Genomic DNA, 25,684 nt, shown 5'->3' with positions numbered 1-25,684 from the left:
AAACAGGCGAATGGTTATTCATTGATGCAGCGCAGTTAAGCAAATAAATCCGTTTTTGCATTGCCAGAAACGGCAATAAAAAAGCCGGAAATCAGGGTGATTTCCGGCTTTTGACCGGGCCCGTCTGGACCCAGCGGAGACAACTTACTGCTGTTGTGAAGACTGAATCGCGGTCAGAGCGATGGTGTAGACGATATCGTCAACCAGCGCGCCACGGGACAGGTCATTCACCGGCTTGCGCATACCCTGCAGCATCGGCCCGATGGAGATCAGGTCGGCAGAACGCTGTACCGCTTTGTAAGTGGTGTTACCGGTGTTCAGATCCGGGAAGATGAACACGGTAGCGCGACCCGCAACCGGAGAGTTCGGCGCTTTGGATTTTGCCACGTCAGCCATCACGGCGGCATCGTACTGCAGCGGACCGTCGATCATCAGGTCAGGACGTTTTTCCTGTGCAAGACGAGTTGCTTCACGCACTTTCTCAACGTCGCTACCCGCACCAGAGGTGCCGGTGGAGTAGGAGAGCATTGCGACGCGCGGTTCGATACCAAAGGCAATGGCAGAGTCAGCAGACTGGATAGCGATTTCAGCCAGCTGTTCAGCGGTCGGATCCGGGTTGATCGCGCAGTCGCCGTAAACGTAAACCTGTTCTGGCAGCAGCATGAAGAAGACGGAGGAAACCAGTGAACTGCCTGGCGCAGTTTTGATAAGCTGCAGCGGCGGACGAATGGTGTTAGCCGTGGTGTGAACAGCGCCTGATACCAGACCGTCAACTTCGTCTTGTTCCAGCATCAGCGTACCGAGAACCACGTTGTCTTCCAGCTGTTCGCGGGCAACGGTTTCGGTCATGCCTTTGCTCTTACGCAGTTCAACCAGACGCGCGACATAGCTTTCGCGAACCACTTCCGGATCCACGATTTCGATGCCAGCGCCGAGCTCAACGCCCTGAGAGGCCGCAACGCGGTTGATCTCTTCCGGGTTACCCAGCAGTACGCAGGTTGCGATACCACGTTCAGCACAGATGGCTGCCGCTTTCACGGTACGCGGTTCGTCGCCTTCTGGCAGCACAACGCGTTTACCGGCTTTACGCGCCAGTTCGGTCAACTGATAGCGGAAGGCTGGAGGAGACAGACGACGGCTACGCTCAGAGGTCGCGGTCAGGGACTCGATCCAGTCAGCGTTGATGTAGTTCGCCACGTATTCCTGAACTTTCTCGATGCGTGCGTGATCGTCAACCGGCACTTCCAGGTTGAAGCTCTGCAGGCTCAGAGAAGTTTGCCAGGTGTTGGTGTTCACCATGAATACCGGCAGGCCGGTAGCGAAAGCGCGTTCACACAGTTTAGAGATGCGCGCATCCATTTCGTAGCCACCGGTCAGCAGCAGGGCGCCGATTTCAACGCCATTCATCGCGGCCAGACACGCGGCAACCAGCACGTCCGGACGGTCAGCGGAGGTGACCAGCAGGGAACCGGCGCGGAAGTGTTCCAGCATGTGCGGAATGCTACGCGCACAGAAAGTGACAGACTTCACGCGACGCGTATTGATGTCGCCTTCGTTGACGATGGTGGCATTCAGGTGGCGCGCCATGTCGATCGCACGGGTCGCGATCAGCTCAAAGCTCCACGGCACTGCGCCGAGAACCGGCAGTGGGCTGCTCGCGGTGAGCTGTGCCGGATCGACTTTTACGACCTGCGCTTTGGAAGAGTCGTCGAAAATCTCAGACAGATCCGGACGGGTACGACCTTGTTCATCAACCGGAGCGTTCAGTTTGTTCACGATAACGCCGGTGATGTTGGTGTTTTTTGCGCCGCCGAAGCTGCTGCGAGTCAGTTCAATTCGCTCGTTCAACTGTTCCGGCGTATCGGTGCCCTGAGACATGACGAAGACGATTTCCGCGTTCAGCGTTTTGGCGATTTCGTAGTTCAGAGACTGCGCGAACTGGTGTTTACGGGTTGGGACCAGGCCTTCAACCAGTACCACTTCTGCGTCTTTGGTGTTCGCATGGTAGTTTGCGATGATCTCTTCCATCAGCACATCTTTCTGATTGCTGGACAGCAGAGACTCTACGTGGCTCATCTTCAGCGGTTCAGCCGCGGTGACAGAAGAGTTTGCACGAACGATAGCGGTGGTCTGGTCTGGCGCATCGCCACCGGCGCGTGGCTGGGCGATGGGCTTAAAGACACTCAGACGAACGCCTTTGCGTTCCATAGCACGGATGACGCCGAGGCTGACGCTGGTCAGGCCGACGCTGGTTCCGGTAGGGATCAGCATAATAATACGGGACACGGTTTATCCTCTTTCGTTACCGCCCGTTGGGCGGGTTACAAAACAGCACCGCCAGCTTAGCTGGCGGTGTGATATCAGGCAGTCAGACGGCTCGCGTCTTGCGCGATAACCAGTTCTTCGTTGGTTGGGATCACCACCGCAGGACGGGTACCTTCTTTGTTGATGAAACCAGATTTGCCGAAACGGGCAGCCAGGTTACGTTCATGATCAACTTCAAAGCCCAGCACGCCCAGTTTACCCAGGGACAGTTCGCGAACCATGGCCGCGTTCTCACCGATACCGCCGGTGAAGACAACCGCGTCCAGACGACCGTCCATCAGCGCCGTGTAGGAACCGATGTACTTCGCCAGACGGTGGCAGTAAACGTCCATTGCACGTTTCGCGTCTTCTTTGGTGGTGTAGTTGTCTTCAACATAACGGCAGTCGCTGGTCACTTCGGTCAGACCCAGCAGGCCGGATTCTTTGGTCAGCATCTTGTTGATCTGATCAACGCTCATGCCCAGCGTGTCGTGCAGGTGGAAAATGATTGCCGGGTCGATGTCACCAGAGCGGGTACCCATCACCAGACCTTCCAGCGGGGTCAGGCCCATAGAGGTATCAACACATTTACCATTGCGGATAGCAGAAACAGAACCCCCGTTGCCCAGGTGGCACGTGATGATGTTCAGCTCTTCTACCGGTTTGTTCAGCATTTTTGCCGCTTCCTGGGTAACGAAGAAGTGGCTGGTACCGTGCGCGCCATAACGACGAACGCCGTGTTCTTTGTACAGGCTGTACGGCAGGGCATAGAGGTAAGACTCTTCCGGCATGGTCTGATGGAACGCGGTGTCAAACACAGCCACGTTTTTGTCTTTCAACTGCGGGAAGGATTTCAGTGCTTCTGCAATCCCGATCAGGTGAGCCGGGTTATGCAGCGGTGCGAAAGAGGCAGAATCTTTGATGCCCTGAATAACAGAGTCATCGATAACCACGGAGCTGGTATACTTCTCGCCGCCGTGTACGATACGGTGACCGATTGCAGTCAACTGCGCAGACAGTTCTGGTTTTTGTGCCAGAATAGTATTAACGATAAAGTTCAGCGCTTCACTGTGAGCGGCGCCTGCACCTAAAGCCGCTTCTTGTTTACCGCCGTCCATTTTCCATTTGATACGTGCTTCAGGGAGATGGAAACATTCGGCTAAACCAGAAAGGTACTCTTCACCGTTAACTGCATCGATGATTGCAAATTTCAGTGAGGAGCTACCGCAGTTCAGAACCAGTACTAACTTACTCGACATGGAAGTACCTATTATTGATACGTGGCTAAAAAAACGTCAGGGAGCCATAGAGCGTAGCGCAGTGTGACGCTGACATTTATGATTAACATCATGCCAGTTGTCTTTTTTGGCATGATGGAAGAAATACCTTTGAGTCTATGCCATTTTGCGTATTTTTCAGCCAATGGCATACTATATGTAAATTTGACGACTCAATGATTTTGGACTACAGGCCTTTTACAGGCCGCTACAGGATACCCGATAGTGGGTATCAATGACAAAATGTTTTGAACGTTGTCCCGTATAGTTGTTGTTTTGCACAAATATTTGAAATTTTATATGTGAAGTTGAGGTAAGCCATGTCGACGCCGGATCATCGCTCCGTAAATTTTTTTAGCCTTTTTCGTCGGGGGCAACATTACTCAAAGACGTGGCCAATGGAAAAGCGCCTTGCACCCGTCTTTGTTGAGAACCGCGTGATTCGGATGACACGTTACGCTATTCGCTTTATGCCGCCGATCGCTATCTTTACCCTGTGCTGGCAGATAGCACTGGGCGGCCAGTTAGGGCCTGCCGTCGCCACCGCGTTGTTCGCGCTCAGCCTGCCGATGCAGGGGCTGTGGTGGTTAGGGAAGCGTTCCGTCACGCCGCTGCCGCCCTCGATCCTGAACTGGTTTTATGAAGTCAGAGGCAAATTACAGGAGGCGGGGCAAGCGCTCTCCCCGGTTGAAGGGAAGCCGGATTACCAGGCGTTAGCTGACACGCTTAAGCGTGCCTTCAAACAACTGGATAAAACTTTCCTTGATGATTTGTAATTGCCCCCTGATTACGCATATAAAAGAAGGCATATTAATGCCTTCTTTTTTTTCACCGTTGTAGAGTGATACAGGAGTCCCAAATGGAAATGACCAACGCTCAACGTCTTATTTTGTCTAATCAATACAAAATGATGACTATGCTCGATCCAACTAACGCCGAGCGTTATCGTCGTCTGCAGACGATCATTGAACGCGGTTACGGTCTGCAGATGCGCGAACTGGATCGGGAATTTGGCGAGCTGAAAGAGGAAACCTGTCGTACGGTTATCGACATCATGGAGATGTATCACGCTCTGCATGTCTCCTGGGCCAACCTGAAAGATGCGCAAAGTATTGATGAACGTCGGGTAACCTTCCTGGGCTTTGATGCCGCAACGGAAGCGCGCTATCTCGGTTATGTTCGCTTTATGGTGAATGTGGAAGGACGTTACACCCATTTTGATGCCGGCACGCACGGTTTCAACGCGCAGACCCCAATGTGGGAAAAATACCAGCGGATGTTAAGCGCGTGGCATGCCTGCCCGCGTCAGTATCATTTGAGCGCCAACGAAATCAACCAAATCATCAATGCCTGAGGAGGTGAACGTGCAATGCAAGGGCTTTCTGTTTGACCTGGATGGAACGCTGGTTGACTCGTTACCTGCTGTGGAACGTGCATGGTGTAACTGGGCCGATCGTTTTGGGCTGACGCATGACGAAGTGTTAAGTTTTGTTCATGGCAAGCAGGCGATTACCTCTTTGCGCCATTTCATGGTGGGCAAACCTGAGGCGGAAATCGCTGCGGAGTTTACGCGTCTGGAGCAAATAGAAGCGACAGAAACGGCGGGCATCACCGCGCTGCCTGGCGCGGTTGCGCTGCTTAACCATCTGAACAAGGCCGGGATCCCGTGGGCGATTGTGACATCAGGGTCGATGCCGGTTGCGCGCGCACGTCATCAGGTGGCCAACCTGCCAGCCCCGGAGGTTTTCGTGACCGCTGAGCGGGTCAAACGTGGTAAGCCGGAGCCGGATGCTTATCTGCTCGGCGCGCAACTGCTTGGTTTAGCGCCGCACGAATGTGCGGTGGTGGAGGATGCCCCTGCGGGCGTGCTCTCGGGACTCGCCGCAGGCTGCCATGTTATCGCAGTAAATGCCCCGGCGGATACGCCGCGTCTGGATGAGGTCGATTTCACCCTGACCAGCCTGGAGCAGCTTTCGGTGACCAAACAACCGAATGGTGATGTGGTTGTATTAAGAAATACCTGATCATGATTTAGCCCCGGCTTGTCGGGGCTTTTTTATGGCAGAATCATTCCATCTTCTCATCTGACAAGGATAGGTTGTGAACGGTGAATTGATCTGGGTTCTCTCGCTGTTGGCGATTGCTGTGATTTTGTTTGCGACGGGCAGAGTGCGTATGGACGCGGTAGCTCTGTTTGTCATCGTAGCCTTTGTTCTCAGTGGCACACTGACCCTTACTGAGGCCTTTTCGGGATTCAGCGACCCTAATGTGGTGTTGATTGCCGCGCTGTTTATCATCGGTGACGGGCTGGTACGCACCGGCGTGGCGACCGTCATGGGCACCTGGCTGGTGAAAATGGCGGGCAGTAGCGAAATCAAAATGCTGGTCCTGCTGATGCTGACCGTTGCCGGACTGGGCGCGTTTATGAGTTCAACCGGCGTCGTTGCTATCTTTATTCCCGTGGTACTCAGCGTCTCGATGCGTATGCAAACGTCGCCGTCGCGCCTGATGATGCCGCTCAGTTTCGCCGGGCTTATCAGCGGCATGATGACGCTGGTGGCCACCCCGCCCAACCTGGTCGTTAACAGTGAATTGTTGCGCGAAGGCTATGCCGGTTTCAGCTTCTTCAGCGTCACGCCTATCGGCCTCGTCGTGCTGGTGCTGGGCATTATCTATATGCTGCTGATGCGCTTTATGCTCAAAGGCGACAATCCACAACAGCAGCGAGATAGCTGGAAACGTCGCACCTTTCGCGATCTGATCAAAGAATATCGCCTGACAGGGCGCGCGCGTCGACTGGCGATTCGTCCGGGGTCACCGATGATCGGTCAGCGCCTCGACGATCTTAAACTGCGTGAGCGCTATGGCGCCAACGTGATCGGCGTCGAACGCTGGCGGCGTTTTCGGCGGGTGATCGTAAACGTGAATGGGGTATCGGAGTTTCGCGCCCGTGACGTGTTACTGATTGATATGTCCGCCGCCGATGTCGATCTCCGTGAATTTTGTAGCGAGCAATTGCTGGAGCCAATGGTGCTGCGTGGGGAGTATTTCTCTGACCAGGCGCTGGATGTGGGAATGGCGGAAATCTCGCTGATCCCGGAATCGGAGTTGATTGGCAAGTCGGTGCGGGAAATCGGTTTTCGTACCCGCTATGGGCTGAATGTGGTTGGCCTGAAACGTGACGGCGTGGCGATCGAAGGTTCGCTTGCCGATGAGCCGCTGCTGATGGGCGATATTATCCTGGTCGTCGGTAACTGGAAACTGATCGGGATGCTGGCAAAGCAGGGGCGAGATTTTGTCGCGCTGAACCTGCCAGAAGAGGTAAGCGAGGCTTCCCCGGCGCACAGCCAGGCCCCGCACGCGATTTTTTGTCTGGTGCTGATGGTCGCGCTGATGCTGACTGACGAAATTCCTAATCCCATCGCGGCGATTATTGCCTGTCTGTTGATGGGAAAATTTCGCTGTATTGATGCCGAAAGCGCCTACAAAGCCATTCACTGGCCCAGCATCATTTTGATTGTCGGCATGATGCCTTTTGCGCTGGCGCTGCAAAAAACCGGTGGTGTGGATCTGGTCGTGAAAGGATTGATGGACGTGGGCGGCGGTTATGGCCCGTACATGATGCTGGGCTGTCTGTTTGCGCTGTGCGCGACCATTGGTCTGTTTATCTGGAATACCGCGACGGCGGTATTAATGGCGCCGATTGCGTTGGCGGCGGCGAAGTCGATGGGCGTTTCTCCCTATCCCTTTGCGATGGTGATCGCGATGGCGGCCTCGGCGGCCTTTATGACGCCGGTTTCATCACCGGTCAACACGCTGGTGTTAGGACCAGGGAATTACAGCTTTAGCGATTTTATTAAGCTGGGCGTACCGTTCACCATTATCGTTATGGCGGTATGCGTGGTGATGATCCCGATGTTGTTTCCGTTTTAATGTTGTATCGCATTGCCGGATGGTGCATACGTGCATCCGGCAAACCGTTACAGCGGAGAGTCCTGGCTAATTTCATCGAGAGACAGGTGAAAACTGGGGACGAAGACTTCCATAAAGTAATCCATCTCCGTGCTGCGGCGTGACTCCAGCGTTTTTTCCAGTCGCGTCTTTGCCAGCAGGAATTCATTATTCCCTGCCGACAACTCTTCCAGACACTTCAGATACGCACACAGCGCATCGGCCTGTTTCACAATCGACTTTTCTTCTTCGCTATATGCATGCTCATCAATCAGCGGGGCAAAAATATCCCTCAGCTCATCGGGCACCATATCGACCAGTTTCTGCTGAGCGATTTTCTCAATAGCCTTATATTCCTGGGCGATTTGCGAATTGAAATATTTTACCGGCGTGGGCAGATCCCCGGTCAGCACTTCTGACGCATCGTGATACATCGCCAACAGCGCAATGCGTTCGGCATTAACCTGACCGGCAAACTTACGGTTTTTGATCGCCGCCAGCGCGTGGGCCACCATTGCGACCTGGAGACTGTGCTCAGAGACGTTTTCTGTGCGCACATTGCGCATTAAAGGCCAACGGTTAATGAGTTTGAGGCGGGAGAGGTGGGCAAAAAAATGGCTCTGCTTCATAGTGACCTTTTCATGATGACAACCTGGAGGTCATTGTGCGCAGAGAAGGCCGCCGGATGCAAATGCTCGTCATACTTCACGTTGCAGGACAAAACACCCAGGGTGTTTTGTCCTGCAACGCATTTTGGATTAAAGCTGGTGATATCCCGACAAGAAACGTGCAAATTTGCTCAGCGACATCTCTATGTCGTCGATGCGGGGCAGGGTGACGATGCGCACGTGATCCGGCCACGGCCAGTTAAATGCCGTCCCCTGAACCAGCAGGACTTTTTCCTGTAACAGAAAATCGAGCACCATTTTCTGGTCGTCATGAATATTGAAGCGCTTCGCGTCAATTTTCGGGAACATATACAGCGCACCGCGCGGCTTCACGCAGGAGACGCCCGGAATATCGTTGATCAATTCCCAGGCGCGATTGCGCTGCTCATACAGACGACCGCCGGGCATGATGAATTCACTGATACTCTGGTAACCGCCCAGCGCCGTCTGAATGGCATGCTGTGCCGGCACGTTGGCGCAAAGACGCATCGATGCCAGCATTTCCAGCCCTTCGATATAACCTTTCGCATGCTTCTTCGGCCCGTTGAGAACCATCCAGCCCTGACGGAAACCGGCCACGCGATAGGTTTTGGACAGGCCGTTAAAGGTCACGGTCAGTAGATCCGGTGCCATCGCGGCGATGGAATGGTGCTCGGCGTCGTCATACAGGATCTTATCGTAGATCTCATCGGCAAAAATAATGAGATCATTCTGCCGCGCGATCTCGACGATCTCCATCAACAGCTCTTTGGAATAAACCGCGCCGGTCGGGTTGTTCGGGTTAATGATGACGATCCCACGGGTACGCGGCGTGATTTTGGCGCGGATGTCATCAAGGTCCGGGAACCAGTCGGATGATTCATCGCACAGGTAATGCACCGCATTGCCGCCAGAAAGCGCGACCGCCGCCGTCCACAGCGGATAATCCGGCGCGGGCACCAGCATTTCGTCCCCACTGTTCAGTAATGCCTGCATCGCCTGCACGATCAGCTCTGAAACGCCATTACCGATGTAGATATCTTCGACGGTGACGTCACGCATGCCACGCGCCTGATAGTGCTGCATGATGGCTTTACGCGCGGAATAGAGGCCTTTGGAATCGGAATAACCTTGTGCAGTAGGCAGATTACGGATGACATCCACCAGAATTTCATCGGGGGCGTCAAAGCCAAAAGGGGCGGGGTTACCAATGTTCAGTTTCAGAACCTTATTGCCTTCTTCTTCAAGGCGTTTCGCTTCCTTCAGAACAGGACCGCGGATGTCATAACAGACGTTATCTAATTTGCTGGATTTCTCAATGGGGGACATGAACCTTGACCTTTATGCTGTTATCACCACTTCCTGCCGTGGAAGTCAGTTTGGAACAATGTACTCCCCCAGCGGGGCGTTTTGAAGGCTTTGCAGAAGAAGATTTTGCTGAATGGTGACGTGCTATTGTGTTGTCATTAACTGATTTTTACGTAATATATAGAGATAAAAATAGGTTATTCCGATTTTTATAGCATGATATTGCGATTTTTACGTTCACGGGTGGCCGATTCTCTTGCTTACAAAAAGGTTCAGCGCCCGTGAAATTTCGGGGAGAATTCTGACGTCATTTAATAATTCGTAAATACTGAAAGATTAATCACTGCCCGTGTTATCGGGATGTACGGGAACCCTGGCGGTGTAAATCTAATGTTAAGCAGGATTTATGAATGACCTGGAATCTCATTAATTATTATTTAATAATTAAAAAGGCTTTACGCAAGGCGCGAATAATAGCGAGTTGATTTGAGAAACATAACAAAACTTTGCATCAGATTATTCGCATTAAAGCTTATAAATAAAAAGGTTTTAGGTTAAGATACGCATGATGAAATGACATGTGGCCGCATGATTTGTTAATATCCCGAATGGGTTTTTGTGGCTAACTTACTGCCATGTATGCTTATTTCTCGTTGATGTATGCCCGGTTCCATTCTTTACATTTACACTTTTTACATCCAGAAAATGGCAGAAATCTACATAGGCTTTAATAGGTCAGCCCGTTCTTAACGAAATAACCTGAGAGTTCGCGTAAGGTATTATTACGTAAGAAAGAGGGTAGCATTTCGCCAGTCACATGATATACCTATTTACTTTCACCTGCTGTCAGCGGGTGACTCTGCTAAGGAAGCGCATTACAAACGGAATTGCTTGATTTTGTATGCACAGCATTAACAAGCTCAGTATGAGCCGCCAGTAAGTGAAAAATTATGATAAATGCAAATCGTCCGATAATTAACCTCGACCTCGATCTGCTGAGAACATTTGTTGCTGTTGCCGATCTGAACACATTTGCAGCAGCAGCTGCAGCGGTGTGTCGTACTCAGTCTGCGGTGAGCCAACAGATGCAGCGCCTCGAACAGCTCGTGGGAAAAGAACTCTTCGCTCGTCACGGTCGTAACAAACTGTTGACTGAACACGGCATTCAGCTTTTGGGTTACGCCAGAAAAATCCTACGTTTCAATGATGAGGCCTGCTCATCATTGATGTTCAGCAATCTTCAGGGAGTATTAACTATCGGGGCTTCGGATGAATCCGCCGATACGATACTGCCTTTCCTCCTGAATCGCATTAGCTCGGTTTATCCGAAGCTTGCGCTGGATGTCAGAGTGAAGCGAAATGCCTTCATGCTCGATATGCTGAAATCGCAAGAGGTGGATCTGATCGTCACCACTAACCGTCCCGGACCGTTTGAGAGCCTGACGCTGCGTACCTCGCCGACACACTGGTACTGTGCCGCAGAGTATGTGCTGCAAAAGGGCGAACCGGTTCCGCTGGTGTTGTTGGATGATCCCAGTCCGTTCCGTGATGTGGTTCTTGCCACCCTGAATGCGGCGAACATCCCCTGGCGACTGGCCTATGTGGCGTCGACATTGCCGGCCGTGCGCGCGGCGGTGAAAGCTGGTCTTGGCGTGACGGCGCGTCCGGTAGAAATGATGAGTCCGGATCTACGCGTGCTGGGGGCAGTTGACGGATTACCGCCGTTGCCGGACACCGAATACCTGCTGTGCCGTGACCCGGCCTCGAAGAACGATCTGGCGCAGGTTATCTATCAGGCGATGGATACCTGGCAGAATCCGTGGCAGTACAGCCCAATTACCCCAGAAGGGGGAGATGATTCCGTGCTGGTCCAGGGAGACTATGAGTAACGGGTCACAAAAAAAGCATTAAAAAGGGCAAGTGTAAAAAAGAGCCACTGGAGATTAAAAAACATCCAGTGGTTCTTTTTTTGTACTAATATCCTTAACGGGCAGGAGGAAAAAGGTAAAAATCCTCATAAATCAGCGAGTAGACGTTGCGATTAAAAAATGCGTAAAAAAGAAGCGAAATTCGCAGGTCAACCCTCTCATGTTAAAAAACGAGAGAAATTGTTGCTGTTTTTTGAGGTGGATTAACAAAAGCGTGTCACAGATCAAGAAAATACTCCCTTTTAGGGGAAGGCTTTTGGATCAATTCCTGTCAAAATAGGCGCGTTTTTTTCTACTTACTTCACAACGGACACGATTCAACAACATCCCCATTTAGCCTGTGAATCGATCGACACGGTGCTAAAGCGCATTAAATGTTAAGGGTGTTGTTATCATGTAAATTAATGTGAGGAAACTTTTGTTAAAGTTGACAAAAGGTTATAGAAAGGAGTAAAAAACCCCATCAATTGGCTGTCTAAAACATTTTCTGCAGCGATTGTAAGGTTTTTTTTATTCCTCCCCATGAATCGATGTGGCGTTCATCTGCCGAAAAGAGCAGAGAATTTGGCGCTACTTTTGATGAGTAAGCAATGAGTATGTCAACATCCACTGAAGTCATCGCTCATCACTGGGCATTCGCTATCTTTCTTATTGTTGCCATTGGCCTGTGCTGCCTGATGCTTATCGGCGGTTGGTTTTTAGGCGGTCGCGCACGCGCGAGGTCAAAAAACACCCCGTTTGAATCAGGTATCGACTCGGTCGGCACCGCCCGCTTACGCCTGTCTGCCAAGTTTTATCTGGTAGCCATGTTCTTCGTTATCTTCGACGTTGAAGCGCTGTATCTGTTCGCATGGTCGACCTCTATCCGCGAAAGCGGTTGGGTAGGCTTTGTCGAAGCTGCAATTTTTATTTTTGTGTTACTGGCAGGTCTGGTTTATCTGGTGCGTATTGGCGCGCTGGACTGGACGCCCGCGCGTTCACGCCGCGAGCGTATGAACCCGGAAACGAACAGTATCGCTAATCGTCAACGCTAACCGCGAGGCATTAAGATGGATTATACGCTCACCCGCATAGATCCTAACGGTGAGAACGACCGTTACCCCCTGCAAAAACAGGAGATCGTAACCGACCCCCTGGAACAGGAAGTTAACAAGAACGTGTTCATGGGCAAACTCCATGACATGGTTAACTGGGGTCGCAAAAACTCAATCTGGCCTTATAACTTCGGCCTTTCCTGCTGCTACGTAGAGATGGTGACCTCGTTCACCGCCGTGCATGACGTGGCGCGCTTTGGCGCGGAAGTCCTGCGTGCTTCACCACGTCAGGCTGACTTGATGGTGGTAGCGGGGACCTGCTTTACCAAAATGGCGCCGGTCATTCAGCGTCTTTACGATCAGATGCTGGAGCCGAAATGGGTCATTTCCATGGGCGCATGTGCCAACTCCGGCGGTATGTACGATATTTATTCGGTCGTGCAGGGCGTTGATAAGTTTATCCCTGTGGATGTTTACATCCCGGGTTGCCCGCCGCGTCCGGAAGCGTACATGCAGGCGTTAATGCTGTTGCAGGATTCCATTGGCAAAGAACGTCGTCCGCTCTCCTGGGTGGTTGGCGATCAGGGCGTTTATCGCGCCAACATGCAGTCAGAGCGCGAGCGTAAACGCGGCGAACGCATTGCAGTCACGAATCTGCGTACACCAGACGAGATTTAATTTGCGCCTGTCGGCAGCAGCATTTTACTTCGCCTATCACTACATAAATCGCGCGAAGCTCTGTCGACAGTCACCACGGACCATTTGCAATGGTGAACAATATGACCGACTTAACCGCGCAAGAAGCCGCATGGCAGACCCGGGATCACCTTGATGACCCGGTCATCGGCGAACTGCGCAACCGTTTTGGGCCGGATGCCTTTACCGTTCAGGCGACTCGCACCGGGGTACCCGTTGTTTGGGTCAAGCGTGAACAATTACTGGAAGTGGGCGATTTCTTAAAGAGATTGCCGAAACCTTACGTCATGCTGTTTGACTTACACGGCATGGACGAACGTCTGCGCACACACCGCGAAGGGTTACCCGCCGCGGATTTTTCCGTTTTCTACCACCTGATTTCCATTGAACGCAATCGCGATATCATGCTCAAGGTGGCCTTGTCTGAAAACGACCTGCGTGTACCGACCTTCACCAAACTGTTCCCGAACGCTAACTGGTATGAGCGTGAAACCTGGGACATGTTTGGTATTGAATTTGACGGACACCCGCACCTGACGCGTCTGTTGATGCCGCCAACCTGGAAAGGCCATCCGCTGCGTAAAGACTACCCGGCGCGTGCTACCGAATTCGATCCGTTTGAGCTGACCAAAGCGAAGCAGGATCTGGAAATGGAAGCGCTGACCTTCAAACCGGAAGACTGGGGCATGCAGCGTGGTACCGAAAACGAGGACTTTATGTTCCTCAACCTCGGCCCGAACCACCCGTCTTCACACGGTGCATTCCGTATTGTTCTTCAGCTTGATGGCGAAGAGATTGTCGACTGTGTGCCTGACATCGGTTACCACCACCGTGGTGCTGAAAAGATGGGCGAACGTCAGTCCTGGCATAGCTACATTCCGTATACCGACCGTATCGAATACCTCGGCGGCTGCGTCAACGAGATGCCGTACGTGCTGGCAGTGGAAAAACTGGCGGGCATTACCGTACCGGATCGCGTTAACGTTATCCGCGTGATGCTCTCCGAGCTGTTCCGCATTAACAGCCATCTGCTGTATATCTCGACGTTTATCCAGGACGTCGGCGCCATGACGCCGGTCTTCTTTGCCTTTACCGACCGTCAGAAAATCTACGACATCGTAGAAGCGGTCACCGGCTACCGTATGCACCCGGCCTGGTTCCGTATTGGCGGCGTGGCGCATGACCTGCCGCGCGGCTGGGACAAACTGCTGCGTGAATTCCTCGACTGGATGCCGAAGCGTCTGGCTTCTTACGAGAAAGCCGCACTGCAAAACACCATTCTGAAAGGGCGTTCGCAGGGCGTTGCCGCTTACGGTAAGAAAGAAGCGCTGGACTGGGGCTGCACCGGTGCGGCGCTGCGTGCGACCGGTATTGATTTCGACGTGCGTAAAGCACGCCCTTACTCTGGCTACGAAAACTTTGACTTTGAAGTGCCGGTTGGCGGCGGGGTTTCCGACTGCTACACCCGCGTGATGCTGAAAGTGGAAGAGCTGCGCCAGAGTCTGCGCATCCTTGAGCAGTGCCTCAACAACATGCCGGAAGGCCCGTTCAAAGCGGATCACCCGTTGACGACGCCGCCGCCGAAAGAGCGCACGCTGCAACATATCGAAACCCTGATCACCCACTTCCTGCAAGTGTCGTGGGGCCCGGTTATGCCGGCGAATGAGTCCTTCCAGATGGTGGAAGCGACCAAGGGTATCAACAGTTACTACCTGACCAGCGATGGCAGCACCATGAGTTATCGTACCCGTATTCGTACCCCGAGCTACGCGCATTTGCAGCAGATCCCGGTGGCAGTACGTGGCAGCCTGGTGTCCGACCTGATCGTCCATCTGGGTAGTATCGATTTTGTTATGTCAGATGTGGACCGCTAATTATGCACGAGAATCAACAACCACAAACCGAGGCTTTTGAGCTGAGTGCGGCAGAGCGTGAAGCCATTGAGCACGAGAAGCACCACTACGAAGACCCGCGTGCGGCGTCCATTGAAGCGCTGAAAATCGTTCAGAAGCAGCGTGGCTGGGTGCCGGACGGTGCGATCCACGCGATCGCTGATGTGCTGGGGATCCCGGCAAGCGATGTCGAAGGTGTTGCGACGTTTTACAGTCAGATCTTCCGCCAGCCGGTGGGTCGCCACGTGATCCGCTATTGCGACAGCGTGGTGTGCCATATCAACGGTTACCAGGGGATTCAGGCTGCGCTGGAGAAAAAGCTCAACATCAAGCCGGGGCAGACGACCTTCGACGGTCGCTTTACGCTGCTGCCGACCTGTTGCCTTGGGAACTGCGACAAAGGGCCGAACATGATGATCGATGAGGATACTCACGCTCACCTGACCCCGGAAGGCATTCCTGAACTGCTGGAGCGGTATAAATGAAAGACATTATCCGTACTCCCGAAACGCATCCGCTGACCTGGCGTCTGCGTGATGATAAACAGCCCGTGTGGCTGGACGAATACCGTAGCAAGAACGGCTACGAAGGTGCGCGTAAGGCGCTGACTGGTCTGTCCCCGGACGAAATCGTCAACCAGGTCAAAGACGCTGGCCTGAAAGGGCGCGGCGGCGCAGGCTTTTCCACCGGTCTGAAGTGGAGCCTGATGCCAAAAGACGAATCCATGAACATCCGCTACCTGCTGTGTAACGCCGATGAAATGGAGCCGGGCACCTATAAAGACCGTTTGCTGATGGAACAGCTGCCGCATCTGCTGGTGGAAGGCATGCTGATCTCCGCGTTTGCGCTGAAAGCGTACCGGGGCTACATCTTCCTGCGCGGTGAATACATTGAAGCCGCCGTGCATCTGCGCCGTGCGATTGCGGAAGCGACCGAAGCCGGTCTGCTCGGCAAAAATATCATGGGCACCGGTTTTGATTTCGAACTGTTTGTTCACACCGGGGCAGGGCGCTACATCTGCGGTGAAGAAACGGCGCTGATCAACTCCCTTGAAGGCCGTCGCGCTAACCCGCGTTCGAAGCCGCCGTTCCCGGCGACCTCCGGCGCATGGGGTAAACCGACCTGCGTCAACAACGTGGAAACGCTGTGTAACGTTCCGGCGATCCTCGCCAACGGCGTGGAGTGGTACCAGAACATTTCGAAGAGCAAAGATGCTGGCACCAAGCTGATGGGCTTCTCGGGTCGCGTGAAGAATCCGGGACTGTGGGAATTGCCGTTCGGTACCACCGCACGTGAGATCCTCGAAGATTACGCGGGCGGCATGCGCGATGGACTGAAGTTCAAAGCCTGGCAGCCTGGCGGCGCGGGAACTGATTTCCTGACCGAAGCGCACCTCGATCTGCCAATGGAATTTGAGAGCATTGGTAAAGCCGGAAGCCGTCTGGGTACCGCGCTGGCAATGGCGGTTGACCACGAGATAGGCATGGTGCCTCTGGTGCGTAACCTGGAAGAGTTCTTTGCTCGTGAATCCTGCGGATGGTGTACGCCATGTCGTGACGGCCTGCCGTGGAGCGTCAAAATTCTGCGTGCGCTGGAGCGTGGCGAAGGCCAGCCTGGGGATATCGAGACACTTGAGCAACTGTGTCGTTTCCTCGGCCCGGGTAAAACCTTCTGTGCACACGCACCGGGCGCGGTTGAGCCGCTACAGAGCGCCATTAAATATTTCCGCGAAGAATTCGAAGCTGGCATTAAGCAGTCGTTCAGCAATACCCACGCGATTGGTGGTATTCAGCCGAACCTGCTGAAAGAGCGCTGGTGATTACAGGCCTCTGAGCCTGTATCGCGATATGAATTTCGATTAACGCTTAGTCTCTGACTAAGCCAACTGGAAGCATGCTGACTATGGCTACGATTCATGTAGACGGCAAAGAATATGAGGTCAACGGAGCGGACAACCTGCTGGAAGCTTGTCTGTCTCTCGGCCTTGATATTCCGTACTTTTGCTGGCATCCGGCGCTGGGAAGCGTTGGTGCTTGCCGCCAGTGTGCGGTGAAGCAATACCAAAACGCGGAAGACACGCGTGGTCGCCTGGTGATGTCTTGTATGACACCGGCAACCGAAGGCACGTTTATTTCGATTGACGACGAAGAAGCGAAACAGTTCCGCGAAAGCGTGGTGGAGTGGTTGATGACCAACCACCCGCACGACTGTCCGGTCTGTGAAGAGGGCGGTAACTGCCACCTTCAGGATATGACCGTGATGACCGGCCACAGTTTCCGTCGCTATCGTTTCACCAAACGTACTCACCGCAACCAGGACCTGGGGCCGTTCATCTCTCATGAAATGAACCGCTGCATCGCCTGTTATCGCTGTGTGCGTTACTACAAAGATTATGCAGACGGTCAGGATCTGGGCGTGTATGGCGCGCACGATAACGTCTACTTCGGACGTCCGGAAGACGGTACCCTGGAGAGTGAATTCTCCGGTAACCTGGTGGAAATCTGCCCGACCGGCGTATTCACCGATAAAACGCATTCCGAACGCTATAACCGTAAATGGGACATGCAATTTGCGCCGAGCATCTGCCAACAATGTTCCATCGGCTGTAACATCAGCCCGGGTGAGCGTTACGGCGAACTGCGTCGTATCGAAAACCGTTATAACGGGACCGTTAACCACTACTTCCTCTGCGACCGCGGTCGTTTTGGCTATGGTTACGTGAACCTGAAAGACCGTCCGCGTCAACCAGTACAGCGTCGTGGCGATGACCTGATCACCCTCAACGCCGAACAGGCAATGCAGGGCGCGGCAGATATTCTGCGTCAGTCGAAGAAAGTGATTGGCATCGGCTCACCGCGCGCCAGCGTTGAGAGCAACTTCGCGTTGCGTGAACTGGTCGGGGCGGAAAACTTCTATACCGGGATTGCACAATCCGAGCAGGAACGTCTGCAACTGGCACTGAAGGTGCTGCGTGAAGGCGGTGTGCATACCCCTGCGCTGCGTGATATTGAATCTTACGATGCGGTACTGGTGCTGGGCGAAGACATCACTCAGACCGGCGCTCGCGTTGCACTGGCCGTGCGTCAGGCGGTGAAAGGCAAGGCACGCGAAATGGCGGCAGCCCAGAAAGTGGCTGACTGGCAGATTGCGGCGATCCTCAACATCGGCCAACGCGCGAAGCACCCGCTGTTCGTGACCAATGTGGATAACACCCGTCTGGATGATATCGCGGCCTGGACCTACCGTGCGCCGGTTGAAGATCAGGCGCGTTTAGGCTTCGCGATTGCCCATGCGCTGGACAACAATGCGCCAGCCGTTGACGGCATCAGCAGCGACCTGCAAAACAAAATCGACGTGATCGTCCAGGCGCTGGCGGGGGCGAAAAAACCGCTGATCATTTCCGGTACCAACGCCGGTAGCGCAGAAGTGATTCAGGCGGCTGCCAACGTGGCGAAAGCGCTGAAAGGTCGCGGTGCGGACGTCGGCATCACGATGATTACCCGTTCGGTTAACAGTATGGGTCTGGGCATTATGGGCGGTGGTTCGCTCGACGATGCGCTGACCGAACTGGAAACCGGCCGTGCTGACGCGGTGGTCGTGCTGGAAAACGATCTGCATCGTCATGCGTCGGCAACGCGCGTGAATGCTGCGCTGGCAAAAGCGCCGCTGGTGATGGTGGTTGACCATCAGCGTACGGCGATCATGGAAAACGCCCATCTGGTGCTTTCCGCCGCCAGCTTTGCCGAAAGCGACGGCACGGTCATCAACAACGAAGGCCGTGCTCAGCGTTTCTTCCAGGTTTACGATCCGGCGTACTACGACAGCAATACCATCATGCTGGAAAGCTGGCGCTGGTTGCATTCACTGCACAGCACCGTACAGAACCGCGAAGTGGACTGGACGCAGCTTGACCACGTGATCGACGCGGTTGTCGCCGCGATCCCTGAACTGGCCGGTATTAAAGATGCTGCGCCGGATGCCACCTTCCGCATTCGTGGACAGAAACTGGCGCGTGAGCCGCACCGTTACAGTGGTCGTACGGCGATGCGCGCGAACATCAGCGTTCATGAACCGCGTCAGCCGCAGGACAAAGACACGATGTTTGCCTTCTCAATGGAAGGGAACAACCAGCCGTCTGCGCCGCGTTCACAGATTCCATTTGCCTGGGCGCCGGGCTGGAACTCTCCACAGGCGTGGAACAAGTTCCAGGATGAAGTGGGCGGGAAACTGCGCCATGGCGATCCGGGTGTGCGTCTGATTGAAGCCTCAGAGGGCAGTCTGGATTACTTCGCGACGGTTCCTGCAAGCTTCCAGGCCCAGGACGGTCAGTGGCGTATCGCGCCGTACTACCATTTGTTTGGTAGCGATGAACTGTCTCAGCGTGCGCCGGTCTTCCAGAGCCGCATGCCGCAACCGTACATCAAACTCAACCCGGCCGATGCCGCGAAGTTGGGCGTGAATGCCGGTACCCGCGTCTCCTTTAGCTACGATGGCAATACGGTCACGCTGCCGGTTGAAATCGCCGAAGGGCTGACGGCAGGGCAGGTTGGCTTGCCGATGGGCATGCCGGGCATTGCCCCTGTTCTGGCGGGTGCGCGTCTTGAGGATCTGCAGGAGGCACAACAATGAGTTGGATTACACCGGATCTGATCGAAATCCTGCTGACCATCCTCAAAGCGGTGGTGATTCTGCTGGTGGTGGTCACCTGCGGGGCATTCATGAGCTTTGGCGAACGTCGTCTGCTGGGTCTGTTCCAGAACCGTTACGGACCGAACCGTGTAGGCTGGGGCGGTTCGCTCCAGCTGGTTGCGGACATGATCAAGATGTTCTTTAAAGAAGACTGGATCCCGAAATTCTCGGATCGCGTCATCTTTACCCTTGCGCCAATGATCGCCTTTACCTCGCTGCTGCTGGCGTTTGCCATCGTGCCGGTGAGTCCGGGTTGGGTGGTCGCGGATCTGAACATCGGGATCTTGTTCTTCCTGATGATGGCGGGTCTGGCGGTGTATGCGGTGCTGTTCGCCGGTTGGTCGAGCAACAACAAATACTCGCTGTTGGGTGCGATGCGTGCGTCTGCGCAGACGCTCAGCTACGAAGTGTTCCTCGGGCTTTCCCTGATGGGCGTGGTGGCGCAGGCCGGTTCCTTTAACATGACCGACATCGTCAACAGCCAGGCTGATATCTGGAACGTTATTCCGCAGTTCTTTGGTTTTGTCACCTTCGCTATCGCGGGCGTGGCGGTGTGTCACCGTCATCCGTTTGACCAGCCGGAAGCCGAGCAGGAACTGGCCGATGGTTACCACATTGAATACTCCGGGATGAAATTCGGTCTGTTCTTTGTGGGCGAGTACATCGGTATCGTCACCATTTCTGCGCTGATGGTTACCCTGTTCTTCGGTGGCTGGCAGGGCCCGTTCTTACCGCCATTCATCTGGTTCGCGATTAAAACCGCGTTCTTCATGATGATGTTCATTTTGATTCGTGCGTCGTTACCGCGTCCTCGTTATGACCAGGTAATGTCCTTCGGCTGGAAAATCTGCCTGCCGCTGACGCTCATCAATTTGCTGGTAACGGCGGCTGTCATTCTCTGGCAGGCGCAATAAGGGGCACAAAGACCATGACCTTAAAAGAATTGTTAGTAGGTTTCGGCACCCAGGTACGCAGTATCTGGATGATCGGCCTGCATGCGTTCGCCAAACGCGAAACGCAGATGTACCCGGAAGAGCCGGTCTATCTACCGCCCCGTTTTCGTGGTCGCATTGTGCTGACGCGCGACCCGGACGGCGAGGAGCGCTGCGTTGCCTGTAACCTGTGTGCGGTAGCGTGTCCGGTAGGCTGTATCTCTCTGCAAAAAGCAGAGACCAAAGATGGTCGCTGGTATCCGGAGTTTTTCCGCATTAACTTCTCACGCTGCATTTTCTGCGGTCTGTGCGAAGAAGCCTGTCCAACAACCGCGATTCAGCTTACGCCAGATTTCGAACTGGGTGAGTACAAGCGCCAGGATCTGGTTTACGAGAAAGAGGATCTGCTGATCTCCGGTCCGGGCAAATACCCGGAATATAACTTCTACCGGATGGCAGGTATGGCAATCGACGGCAAAGATAAGGGCGAAGCAGAGAACGAAGCCAAGCCTATCGACGTCAAGAGCCTGTTACCGTAAGGAGAGGGGCAATGGAGTTCGCTTTTTATATCTGTGGCCTGGTCGCCATTCTCGCAACCTTGCGGGTGATCACCCATACCAATCCGGTGCACGCGCTGCTGTACCTGATTATTTCGCTGCTGGCGATTTCCGGGGTGTTCTTCTCGCTGGGCGCTTATTTCGCGGGTGCGCTGGAAATCATCGTTTACGCGGGCGCCATTATGGTGCTGTTCGTGTTTGTGGTGATGATGCTCAACCTGGGCGGTTCTGAAATCGAACAGGAACGTCAGTGGCTGAAGCCGCAGGTGTGGATTGGCCCGGCAATTCTGTCGGCCATCATGCTGGTGGTGATTGTTTATGCCATTCTGGGGGTTAACGATCAGGGTATCGACGGTACGCCAATCAGCGCGAAAGCGGTCGGTATTACCCTGTTCGGGCCTTACGTACTGGCGGTTGAACTGGCATCCATGCTGCTGCTGGCAGGTCTGGTTGTTGCCTTCCACGTTGGACGCGAAGAGCGTTCAGGTGAAGTGCTGAGCAACCGTAAAGACGACAGCGCGAAAAGAAAAACGGAGGAGCACGCATGATCCCCTTACAACATGGACTGATCCTCGCTGCGATTTTATTCGTTCTGGGTTTAACCGGTCTGGTTATCCGCCGCAATCTGCTGTTTATGCTGATTGGCCTGGAAATCATGATCAACGCTTCCGCGCTGGCCTTTGTGGTTGCCGGTAGCTACTGGGGCCAGACCGATGGTCAGGTGATGTATATTCTCGCCATCAGCCTTGCGGCTGCCGAAGCGAGTATAGGGCTTGCGCTGTTGCTGCAACTTCATCGCCGTCGCCAGAACCTGAACATCGATTCAGTAAGTGAGATGCGTGGATGAACATGCTTGCCTTAACCATCATTCTGCCATTGATTGGCTTTGTCCTGCTGGCGTTCTCTCGCGGACGCTGGTCAGAAAATCTCTCCGCAACAGTGGGCGTAGGCTCCATTGGTCTGGCGGCGCTGGTCACTGCCTTTGTCGGGATGGACTTCTTCGCCAACGGCAAGCAGGCGTTCAGCCAGCCGCTGTGGACGTGGATGTCTGTCGGTAACTTCAACATTGGTTTCAACCTGGTACTGGACGGCCTGTCGCTGACCATGCTGTCGGTTGTCACTGGTGTCGGTTTCCTGATCCACATGTTCGCCTCCTGGTACATGCGCGGTGAAGAGGGCTACTCCCGCTTCTTCGCTTACACGAACCTGTTTATCGCCAGCATGGTTGTTCTGGTGCTGTCCGATAACCTGCTGTTGATGTACCTCGGCTGGGAAGGCGTGGGCCTGTGCTCTTACCTGCTGATCGGTTTCTATTACACCGATCCAAAGAATGGCGCTGCGGCGATGAAAGCGTTCGTCGTGACCCGTGTGGGTGACGTGTTCCTCGCGTTCGCACTGTTCATTCTGTACAACGAGCTGGGTACCCTGAACTTCCGTGAAATGGTTGAACTGGCGCCAGCACACTTCGCCGCAGGCAACAATATGTTGACGTGGGCGACGCTAATGCTGCTGGGTGGTGCTGTGGGTAAATCGGCACAGTTGCCGTTGCAAACATGGCTGGCTGACGCGATGGCGGGCCCGACGCCTGTCTCCGCGCTGATCCACGCCGCAACGATGGTAACCGCTGGTGTTTACCTGATTGCCCGTACGCATGGCCTGTTCCTGATGACCCCGGAAGTTCTGCATCTGGTCGGTATCGTGGGTGCGGTGACGCTGGTGATGGCAGGTTTTGCCGCACTGGTGCAAACCGACATCAAGCGCGTACTCGCTTATTCCACCATGAGCCAGATCGGCTACATGTTCCTGGCGCTGGGCGTTCAGGCATGGGATGCGGCGATTTTCCACCTGATGACGCACGCCTTCTTTAAAGCGCTGCTGTTCCTGGCGTCCGGTTCCGTCATTCTGGCCTGCCATCACGAACAGAACATCTTCAAGATGGGTGGCCTGCGTAAGTCCATTCCGCTGGTTTATCTCTGCTTCCTGGTGGGCGGTGCGGCGCTGTCGGCGCTGCCGCTGATTACCGCAGGCTTCTTCAGTAAGGATGAGATTCTGGCAGGCGCGATGGCGAATGGTCATATCAATCTGATGGTGGCAGGACTGGTCGGTGCGTTCATGACCTCCCTGTATACCTTCCGTATGATTTTCATCGTGTTCCACGGTAAAGAACAAATTCATGCTCATGCAGGGAAGGGGATTACTCACCACCTGCCGTTGATTGTCCTGATGATCCTGTCCACCTTCGTAGGCGCGCTGATTGTGCCGCCGCTGCAGGGTGTACTGCCACAGACAACTGAACTTGAGCATGGCCGCGTGATGACCCTGGAAATGACTTCTGGCGTGGTAGCGATTGCGGGCATCCTGATTGCCGCATGGTTGTGGCTGGGTAAACGTACTCTGGTGACCTCGATTGCCAACAGTGCGCCGGGTCGTCTGCTGGGCACCTGGTGGTATAACGCCTGGGGCTTCGACTGGCTGTACGACAAAGTGTTCGTTAAGCCGTTCCTTGGCGTCGCCTGGCTGCTTAAACGCGATCCGCTCAATGCCCTGATGAACGTGCCAGCCATCCTTTCCCGCTTTGCAGGTAAAGGCCTGCTGTTCAGCGAGAACGGTTATCTGCGCTGGTATGTCGCATCAATGAGCATTGGCGCCGTAGTGGTGCTGGCACTGCTGATGGTACTGCGTTGAGTTTGCGGGCTGGATGAACGACTGCCGGATGGCGCTACGCTTATCCGGCCTACACGCTCAAAGAGAATTTTTAGAAAATTCGTTGAAAATCAGGTCCAACTGGACAGGCGTTATCGGCGAAGTCAGAGTGAGCACCGCCTGTGTACCGCAACCGGAGCGTACTGAGGTATGTGAGGATTGCGAGCACTGTCGGGGTTCGCTATGACGAGTGAGATAGCCTGAACCGGACTTAAACAAGGAACAAAGATCACCATGTTATTACCTTGGTTGATATTAATCCCCTTTATCGGTGGCTTCCTGTGCTGGCAGACCGAACGCTTTGGCGTGAAGGTGCCGCGCTGGATCGCGCTGATCACCATGGGACTGACGCTCGCGCTTGGCCTGCAACTGTGGCTACAGGGCGGTTATTCGCTGACGCAGTCTGCTGGCATTCCGCAGTGGCAGTCTGAATTTGTCCTGCCGTGGATCCCGCGCTTTGGCATCTCGATTCACCTGGCAATCGACGGTTTGTCGCTGCTGATGGTGGTGCTGACCGGTCTGCTTGGCGTTCTGGCGGTGTTGTGTTCCTGGCGAGAAATCGAAAAATACCAGGGCTTCTTCCACCTGAACCTGATGTGGATCCTGGGCGGCGTGATCGGTGTGTTCCTTGCCATCGACATGTTCCTGTTCTTCTTCTTCTGGGAAATGATGCTGGTGCCGATGTACTTCCTGATCGCGCTGTGGGGCCACAAGGCGTCCGACGGTAAAACGCGTATCACGGCGGCAACCAAGTTCTTCATTTACACCCAGGCGAGCGGTCTGGTGATGCTGATTGCCATCCTGGCGCTGGTGTTCGTTCACCATAATGCGACCGGCGTGTGGACCTTCAACTATGAAGACCTGCTGAAAACGCCGATGTCGCATGGCGTCGAATATCTGCTGATGCTGGGCTTCTTCATCGCGTTTGCGGTGAAAATGCCGGTGGTTCCACTGCACGGCTGGCTGCCAGATGCGCACTCCCAGGCACCGACCGCGGGTTCTGTTGACCTCGCCGGTATTTTGCTGAAAACCGCCGCTTACGGTCTGCTGCGTTTCTCTCTGCCGCTGTTCCCGAACGCGTCAGCGGAGTTCGCGCCTATCGCGATGTGGCTGGGCGTTATCGGTATCTTCTACGGTGCATGGATGGCGTTCACGCAGTACGACATTAAACGTCTGATCGCCTACACCTCGGTTTCACACATGGGTTTCGTGCTGATTGCCATCTACACCGGCAGCCAACTGGCGTACCAGGGGGCGGTGATTCAGATGATTGCGCACGGCCTGTCCGCTGCGGGTCTGTTCATTCTGTGTGGTCAACTGTACGAACGTTTGCACACCCGCGACATGCGTATGATGGGCGGCCTGTGGGGCAAAATGAAATGGTTACCGGCACTGTCGATGTTCTTCGCCGTGGCGACGCTGGGTATGCCTGGCACCGGTAACTTCGTTGGCGAATTCATGATCCTGTTTGGCAGCTACCAGGTGGTTCCGGTCATCACCGTGATTTCGACCTTTGGTCTGGTGTTTGCCTCTGTTTACTCGCTGGCGATGCTACATCGCGCTTACTTCGGTAAAGCGAAGAGCCAGATTGCGCAACAAGAGCTGCCAGGGATGTCGCTGCGTGAGCTGTTTATCATCCTGTTGCTGGTCGTGCTTCTGGTACTGCTTGGCTTCTATCCGCAGCCGATTCTGGATACCTCGCATTCTGCGATGAGCAACATCCAGCAGTGGTTTGTTAATTCCGTTACTACTACAAGGCCGTAAAT

The 25,684-nt window shown here is 54.2% G+C and carries 21 protein-coding genes; 17 read left to right on the top strand and 4 right to left on the bottom strand.

Annotated features, from left to right (window positions below; all coding sequences use genetic code 11):
- Positions 1–144: 144 nt before the first annotated feature.
- Together pta and ackA are read right to left on the bottom strand one after the other, a co-directional pair.
- The gene (gene pta / locus KI228_RS15175) at positions 145–2,286 is read right to left on the bottom strand and encodes a phosphate acetyltransferase (protein WP_043000012.1); all 2,142 of its coding nucleotides are present in this window, start codon (positions 2,284–2,286) and stop codon (positions 145–147) included.
- Positions 2,287–2,360: 74 nt separating this feature from the next.
- The gene (gene ackA, locus KI228_RS15170; protein WP_042317795.1) at positions 2,361–3,563 is read right to left on the bottom strand and encodes an acetate kinase; all 1,203 of its coding nucleotides are present in this window, start codon (positions 3,561–3,563) and stop codon (positions 2,361–2,363) included.
- 338 nt (positions 3,564–3,901) lie between these two features.
- On the opposite strand from ackA, the gene yfbV reads away from it, so the two are divergent.
- The 4 genes from yfbV to KI228_RS15150 all read left to right on the top strand — a co-directional run bounded on the left by yfbV (position 3,902) and on the right by KI228_RS15150 (position 7,514).
- Complete coding sequence (yfbV, locus tag KI228_RS15165; protein WP_042317796.1) at positions 3,902–4,357, top strand: terminus macrodomain insulation protein YfbV; 456 nt, start codon at positions 3,902–3,904, stop codon at positions 4,355–4,357.
- Positions 4,358–4,440: 83 nt separating this feature from the next.
- Positions 4,441–4,935 carry a YfbU family protein gene (locus KI228_RS15160; RefSeq protein ID WP_042290698.1) on the top strand — a complete coding sequence of 165 codons (495 nt, stop codon included), beginning with the start codon at positions 4,441–4,443 and terminating at the stop codon, positions 4,933–4,935.
- Positions 4,928–5,605, top strand: a complete 678-nt coding sequence (locus tag KI228_RS15155) for a sugar phosphatase (protein ID WP_044326791.1) — start codon at positions 4,928–4,930, stop codon at positions 5,603–5,605. The genes KI228_RS15160 and KI228_RS15155 overlap by 8 nt, the downstream gene beginning before the upstream one ends.
- A 76-nt stretch (positions 5,606–5,681) precedes the next feature.
- Entirely contained in the window at positions 5,682–7,514 is a 1,833-nt protein-coding gene (locus KI228_RS15150) for an SLC13 family permease (protein WP_212807488.1), read from the top strand.
- A gap of 47 nt (positions 7,515–7,561) precedes the next feature.
- On the opposite strand, the gene yfbR is transcribed toward KI228_RS15150, so the two are convergent.
- Entirely contained in the window at positions 7,562–8,161 is a 600-nt protein-coding gene (gene yfbR, locus KI228_RS15145; RefSeq protein WP_141227601.1) for a 5'-deoxynucleotidase, read from the bottom strand.
- A 129-nt stretch (positions 8,162–8,290) separates the two neighbouring features.
- Positions 8,291–9,508 (bottom strand): alanine transaminase AlaA, encoded by a 1,218-nt coding sequence (gene alaA, locus KI228_RS15140; RefSeq protein ID WP_043000016.1) that lies wholly within the window; start codon positions 9,506–9,508, stop codon positions 8,291–8,293.
- A 929-nt stretch (positions 9,509–10,437) separates the two neighbouring features.
- Between alaA and lrhA the strand changes: the two genes are divergently transcribed.
- The 13 genes from lrhA (at position 10,438) to nuoM (ending at position 25,682) form a co-directional block, all read left to right on the top strand.
- A complete protein-coding gene (gene lrhA, locus KI228_RS15135; RefSeq protein WP_043000017.1) occupies positions 10,438–11,376 on the top strand; it encodes a transcriptional regulator LrhA in 939 nt (312 codons plus the stop codon).
- A gap of 629 nt (positions 11,377–12,005) precedes the next feature.
- Positions 12,006–12,449 carry an NADH-quinone oxidoreductase subunit NuoA gene (gene nuoA, locus KI228_RS15130; protein WP_042317806.1) on the top strand — a complete coding sequence of 148 codons (444 nt, stop codon included), beginning with the start codon at positions 12,006–12,008 and terminating at the stop codon, positions 12,447–12,449.
- Between the two features lie 15 nt (positions 12,450–12,464).
- Positions 12,465–13,127: an NADH-quinone oxidoreductase subunit NuoB gene (gene nuoB, locus KI228_RS15125; protein ID WP_003028075.1), complete on the top strand. Its 663-nt coding sequence runs from the start codon at positions 12,465–12,467 to the stop codon at positions 13,125–13,127.
- 89 nt (positions 13,128–13,216) lie between these two features.
- On the top strand, positions 13,217–15,019 hold the full coding sequence (gene nuoC, locus KI228_RS15120; protein WP_080343264.1) for an NADH-quinone oxidoreductase subunit C/D: 1,803 nt from the start codon (positions 13,217–13,219) through the stop codon (positions 15,017–15,019).
- 2 nt (positions 15,020–15,021) lie between these two features.
- On the top strand, positions 15,022–15,522 hold the full coding sequence (gene nuoE / locus KI228_RS15115; RefSeq protein ID WP_042317807.1) for an NADH-quinone oxidoreductase subunit NuoE: 501 nt from the start codon (positions 15,022–15,024) through the stop codon (positions 15,520–15,522).
- The gene (nuoF, locus tag KI228_RS15110) at positions 15,519–16,856 is read left to right on the top strand and encodes an NADH-quinone oxidoreductase subunit NuoF (protein WP_042317808.1); all 1,338 of its coding nucleotides are present in this window, start codon (positions 15,519–15,521) and stop codon (positions 16,854–16,856) included. The genes nuoE and nuoF overlap by 4 nt, the downstream gene beginning before the upstream one ends.
- Positions 16,857–16,939: 83 nt before the next feature.
- Complete coding sequence (gene nuoG / locus KI228_RS15105; RefSeq protein WP_043001876.1) at positions 16,940–19,666, top strand: NADH-quinone oxidoreductase subunit NuoG; 2,727 nt, start codon at positions 16,940–16,942, stop codon at positions 19,664–19,666.
- Positions 19,663–20,640 carry an NADH-quinone oxidoreductase subunit NuoH gene (gene nuoH, locus KI228_RS15100; protein ID WP_043000018.1) on the top strand — a complete coding sequence of 326 codons (978 nt, stop codon included), beginning with the start codon at positions 19,663–19,665 and terminating at the stop codon, positions 20,638–20,640. The genes nuoG and nuoH overlap by 4 nt, the downstream gene beginning before the upstream one ends.
- Positions 20,641–20,654: 14 nt before the next feature.
- Positions 20,655–21,197, top strand: coding sequence for an NADH-quinone oxidoreductase subunit NuoI (gene nuoI, locus KI228_RS15095; protein WP_005129470.1), 543 nt, complete (start codon positions 20,655–20,657; stop codon positions 21,195–21,197).
- Positions 21,198–21,208: 11 nt separating this feature from the next.
- Positions 21,209–21,763 carry an NADH-quinone oxidoreductase subunit J gene (gene nuoJ / locus KI228_RS15090; protein ID WP_043000019.1) on the top strand — a complete coding sequence of 185 codons (555 nt, stop codon included), beginning with the start codon at positions 21,209–21,211 and terminating at the stop codon, positions 21,761–21,763.
- On the top strand, positions 21,760–22,062 hold the full coding sequence (gene nuoK / locus KI228_RS15085; protein WP_000612644.1) for an NADH-quinone oxidoreductase subunit NuoK: 303 nt from the start codon (positions 21,760–21,762) through the stop codon (positions 22,060–22,062). The genes nuoJ and nuoK overlap by 4 nt, the downstream gene beginning before the upstream one ends.
- Complete coding sequence (gene nuoL / locus KI228_RS15080; RefSeq protein WP_043000020.1) at positions 22,059–23,900, top strand: NADH-quinone oxidoreductase subunit L; 1,842 nt, start codon at positions 22,059–22,061, stop codon at positions 23,898–23,900. The genes nuoK and nuoL overlap by 4 nt, the downstream gene beginning before the upstream one ends.
- A gap of 252 nt (positions 23,901–24,152) precedes the next feature.
- On the top strand, positions 24,153–25,682 hold the full coding sequence (nuoM, locus tag KI228_RS15075; RefSeq protein ID WP_043000021.1) for an NADH-quinone oxidoreductase subunit M: 1,530 nt from the start codon (positions 24,153–24,155) through the stop codon (positions 25,680–25,682).
- Positions 25,683–25,684: the final 2 nt, after the last annotated feature.

The sequence above is a fragment of the Citrobacter amalonaticus genome, assembly GCF_018323885.1.
Lineage (GTDB): Bacteria > Pseudomonadota > Gammaproteobacteria > Enterobacterales > Enterobacteriaceae > Citrobacter_A > Citrobacter_A amalonaticus.
The sequence above is the reverse complement of the archived record's forward strand: the minus strand, read 5'-3'. Positions and strand labels throughout refer to the sequence as shown.